The organism is Alienimonas chondri, from assembly GCF_013036045.1.
Taxonomy (GTDB): domain Bacteria; phylum Planctomycetota; class Planctomycetia; order Planctomycetales; family Planctomycetaceae; genus Alienimonas; species Alienimonas chondri.
The window spans coordinates 1-4,189 of sequence record NZ_WTPX01000251.1 but is presented as its reverse complement, the minus strand read 5'-3'; the positions used below and the strand labels follow the sequence as shown (position 1 = coordinate 4,189).

Sequence of the window (4,189 nt, the reverse complement as noted above, 5' to 3'; positions counted from 1 at the left end):
CCACGCGGCCGTCCCGCACCGCCGCCGTGACCGGGTCCACCGGCATCGCCGCGGCTTCGGCGGCGGTTCGCCAGCGCCCCCCGGCGAGCGTCAGCCCCAACTCCCGCAGCTTGCCGCCGACCGCGGTCTCCTCCGGGCTGCCGGGGTTCGCGGCGGCGTAGGCCTCCGTCAGCAGGCGGATCGCGGCGTCGTCGTCCTCGGCGACGAGGCGGTACTCCTCGGCGGCCCGGATCAGCCCGCCGATGCCCTCCGCCCGCAGCGACCGCTCGCGAGCCGCCAGCCAGGTTTGCAGAACCTCCGCGGCCCGCTCGGGTTCGCCGCGCGCCTTGAGTTGCTCCGCCAGTTCGATCGCGTCGGCTCGGGTCGAGTTGGCGACGCGCGCGATCCGCCACGCCAGCTCTCGATCGCGGTATTCCTCGGCCAGGTCCGTCAGTTCGGGCAGGCGAACCGACAGTTCCTTCGCCACGGCCAGCCCGTTGCGGCCGTCGGGGGCCGCGGTCCGTTCGATCCGCGTACGTTCGACCAGGGCGAAGAACCGTCGGTCCAGCCGTGACCGACGGGCCTCATCGGCGCCGGCGTACGTCTCCTGCGGGGCGCGGTCGTAGGCCGCGAAAAGATCGGCCGATTTCGGTTCCTCCGACGGCGGCGTCGCGGCGCCGGGCAATCGACGGCGGATCTGACCGGAGAGCGCCGCGAGATTCGCCTCGTCGTCGTCCCGCATCGCTCGCCACCAGCCTTGCAGCAGACCGTGAATCAACGCTCGCCGGTCCTGCGCATCCAGCCCGCTCGTCGCTCCGTCAGGGGTCGCGTCCAACAGCACGAACTGCGCCCAGATCCCCGACGGCACGCCCTCGGGGGCGTTCTCGGGACGCTTCGTCGCCTCGCCGGCGGCGTCCCAGCGGAGATCGAACGCCGCCCGGCGCTCCTCCCGCGCCCGGCGGGCGAGTCCGGAATCTTCGTAGAACGCCGCCCGCTTCTCCGCCCATTCGGCCAGCCCCTCCAGCGCGGCGGGGTCGGTTCGGTCGAGGGCCAACTTCCGGTCGACGAACGTCGCGGCGTCGGACGGCAGCACCTGCACGCTCGTCGCCTGGAGATACCGGCCCCGGGTGCCGGAGGCGAGGCGACCGGTGACCTCGACGACCGCGGTGTCGTTGTCCGCTCGGCCCAGCGAGGCGCCGGCGGCCGGCCGCACCGTTAGCGGGACGTTCTCCAGTCGGAGCGTTCCCCCGGCCACGACCCGGACGCGGCCCTCCACTTTGAAGATCTCCCCGGACCGCTCCCATTCCGGCCAGAAATCGCGGGTTTCGAGGAACGCTTCGCTGCTCATCACCCCCTCCGGGGGGGCGGCCGCCGCGACGGAGGCCAGCAGACAAAGCAGCGCGACGGGCCGAACGCAGTTCATCTCTCCTCCTCCGCTTCGGGGATCGGGGACTCGCTCGGGGGACGTTCGAGTCCCAACTCCGTCGCCTGTCGATCGAGAACCGCCCGCAACGCGGCGCCGTCGGGGTCGGAGAGGTCAAAGCCGATCGCGGAGAGCGTGTCGGCGCCCGTCCAGAGGAACGCCGATCCCGGTTCCAATCGCAGCTCCCACACCTCCCCGCCGCGGGCGCTCGGGACGAGAACGCAGTCTCCGTACCGGCCGGCGAGCACGACCCGCTGCGGATCGTCGCCCGACGCCAGATCGCCCGGAACGTTCGGATCGCCGATCAGACGGAACCGCGTGCCCGCAGCGACCAGCGGGTAGAGCAACTCGATGCGGTCCGAGGGAGCCATCGGGCGAACGTCGTCGGAACGCTCCGGGTCGGAGGCGTTGTCTGAAGCGGCGGCGGGAGCCTCTTCCATCGCGACGCGGGCGGCGTGCGTGTCGAGGATCACCCAACGACCGCGGTACAGGCGGTCGTACGCCGTCAGCCAGTCCTCGCGGTCGGCGGGCGAACGGACGGCGGCCTCCCGGGCGATCTCCGCGGGCGTGCGGGAGGCGAGATCGGCGTCGCCGCGGTGCGGGTCGCCGCGGAGCGCGACGCCGAACTGCCCGGCGGCCAGCGCCTCCTCAGCGACGGCGGGCGTCTCCGCGATCGTGACCCGCGCATCGGCCCGACGGGCTTGCACGACGCCCCACCAGGTCGTCCCCAACACCGCCGCCGCGACGCCGAGCGCGATCAACCGCAGCGGCGTGGCCTCACGCCGGACGAACCCTTTCAGCCGCGTGCGAAGCGGAATGCGCGGCGCCGCGGGGACGGCCGGCGCCGCGGGGGCGGCGACGGGCTGAGCGGCCTTCGCTTCCGACGCAGATTCCGTGGACTTCGGTTTGGCGCCGGCGGGGCGAGCCGCGGGCGCCGCGGGGTAGACGTCCGCGGGCAGGACGAAATGCCGTTCGCCGCAGTTCAGACAGGATTCGTGTCGCTCCCGCTCCGAGCGCATCCCCGTCACCGCCGAGCCGCAGCGGCATTCCAGCGAGAAGGGCGCCGGCGGCGGGGGCGACGCTCCGGCTCGTCCCGCCAAGACGCCGAATCCCGGCAGCGAGCGGGCGAACGGCACCGCCCCCGCGACGCGATCGACCCAGGCGCCGGTGAGAGAAAGCCCCGGCATCGTCGACCTACGGCGTCGGGGGAGGGATCGGATGGATGTGTGCAGGCGAAAGCGGCTCCGTCGGATTGTCGGTCGGCCGCCGTACCTTTCAACGTCTCCCGGAGCGAGATGGTTCATCTTCGCTCCGTGCCGGCCGGTCGCGGCGGAACCGGCGCCCCCGGGCGAACGGGGCAATCGAGCGGCGGAAAGCCGATCGCCGCCAAATGTGGCGTTCCCGCCACGTGCCGCTTTGACCCGCTCCCGGGAGCGAGCTAGATACCCGGCCGGACCGCCCGTTCGACGATTCGCGATCGCTCCCGAGGGAAGAATCGCGACGCCGACGTCGCGGCCGCGAGCAGGCCGCCCCCCGCGCCCCGGTGCCGCCGTCGCCCTCAGCGGAAGAGCCGTCGGAGCAAGCCGAACTCGCCGAGCCGTCCCACCTGGATGAGCAGGACGAAATCGGCCCGGACGAAACGGCTTCGGACGAAAGCGGTTCAGAGGAGTCCGCCGTCCCCGCGGAGGTCGAAGCCGTTCTCCCTACGGCCGTTCTCCCGACGACTGACGTCGTGACAGACGTCGACGAACCATCGATTGCGGACGAGATCGCGGCAGAGGAAGCCCCCGTTGCGCCGCCGGCCCCGGCAGCGCCGACCGCGGCGGCCTCCGCCCCGGAGATCGCGGGCGAGTTGACGCGTTCCGCCGACGAGTCGTTGGAACCTGAGCCTCCCACGGAAGACAAGGTTCCTGAGACTCAACCCGAGGGGGAACTCTGCTGGGACGAGCCGTCTCTCCCCGCGGAACCGCCGGAGCCGGGCCGCGCTTTGGACGCGAAACGTGCGATCGAAGTGCCCGAGGCGTCGCGGGACGACGACCCGTTCCAACCGCTCGCGGGGCTGGGTCTCCCGCTGCGGACGCCGTCGCGCGACGAGGGAACCGCCGACGCCAAGCCATCCGGCGCCAAGCCGCCGCTACGCTCGCTGCTGAGCGAGATGTTCGACTTGGATCTCGCCGATACGGAGCGCGACGCGTCGGAGGAGATCGTCGCGCCCGCCGAAGCGGAGGATGTGATGTCGATGTCCTTCGATTCGCCCCCGGCGGATCGAGACCCCCACCACGAGACGGCGTTCGATGCATCGGCGCCGGACTCCGACCCGAACGAGGGTCAAGAGGCGGAGGTCTACGAGCAGGCGGACGTCCCGGATTCCCTCTCGTCCGCGTCCCCGCGCTGGTTCGCCGGCGACGAGGAGCCGGCCTCCCTCGCGGTTTCGCCGCCGATCGCAGAGACCGACTTGGCGGCGGACGAACCGACCGAAGCCGAGGAACCGACGTGGATCGAGCCGGTCACCGCTCGGCCCGAGGCGCCTCTTGCCGCACCGGTCAGCGAGCCTGCTGAGGAGTCGGCCGTGGAGAGCGTCGCCGAACCGGCTCCCATGCCGGCTGCGGCGTCGCTCGACGTCGCCCCGAAGAGCGGGTCGGTCGAGGAATCGGTCGATGATTACATGGAGGCGCTGCTGGCCCGCATGCGTCAGTCCCGCGGCGATGAACCCGCCCCGCCGCGACCGAAACCGGCGCCGAGGCCCGCCGCGAAGCCTCCCGCGGAGAACGCCCCCCCGACCACGCC

2 protein-coding genes and 1 pseudogene are annotated in these 4,189 nt (G+C 72.5%); 1 reads left to right on the top strand and 2 read right to left on the bottom strand.

All coding sequences use genetic code 11. The annotated features are described in order from the left end of the window. On the bottom strand, nucleotides 1-1,402 hold a 1,402-nt coding region (locus LzC2_RS20490; protein WP_171189889.1), incomplete at its 3' end, for a hypothetical protein. Next, nucleotides 1,399-2,589: a hypothetical protein gene (locus LzC2_RS20485; RefSeq protein WP_171189888.1), complete on the bottom strand. Its 1,191-nt coding sequence runs from the start codon at nucleotides 2,587-2,589 to the stop codon at nucleotides 1,399-1,401. The genes LzC2_RS20490 and LzC2_RS20485, both read right to left, overlap by 4 nt. 356 nt (nucleotides 2,590-2,945) lie before the next feature. Between LzC2_RS20485 and LzC2_RS20480 the strand changes: the two are divergent. Beyond that, nucleotides 2,946-4,189: pseudogene (locus LzC2_RS20480) on the top strand (hypothetical protein); the annotation flags it as partial.

What these genes read in the sequence shown, in the direction of transcription:
- LzC2_RS20485 (WP_171189888.1), bottom strand. Translation starts at nt 2,589, where the DNA reads ATGCCGGGGCTTTCTCTCACCGGCGCCTGGGTCGATCGCGTCGCGGGG.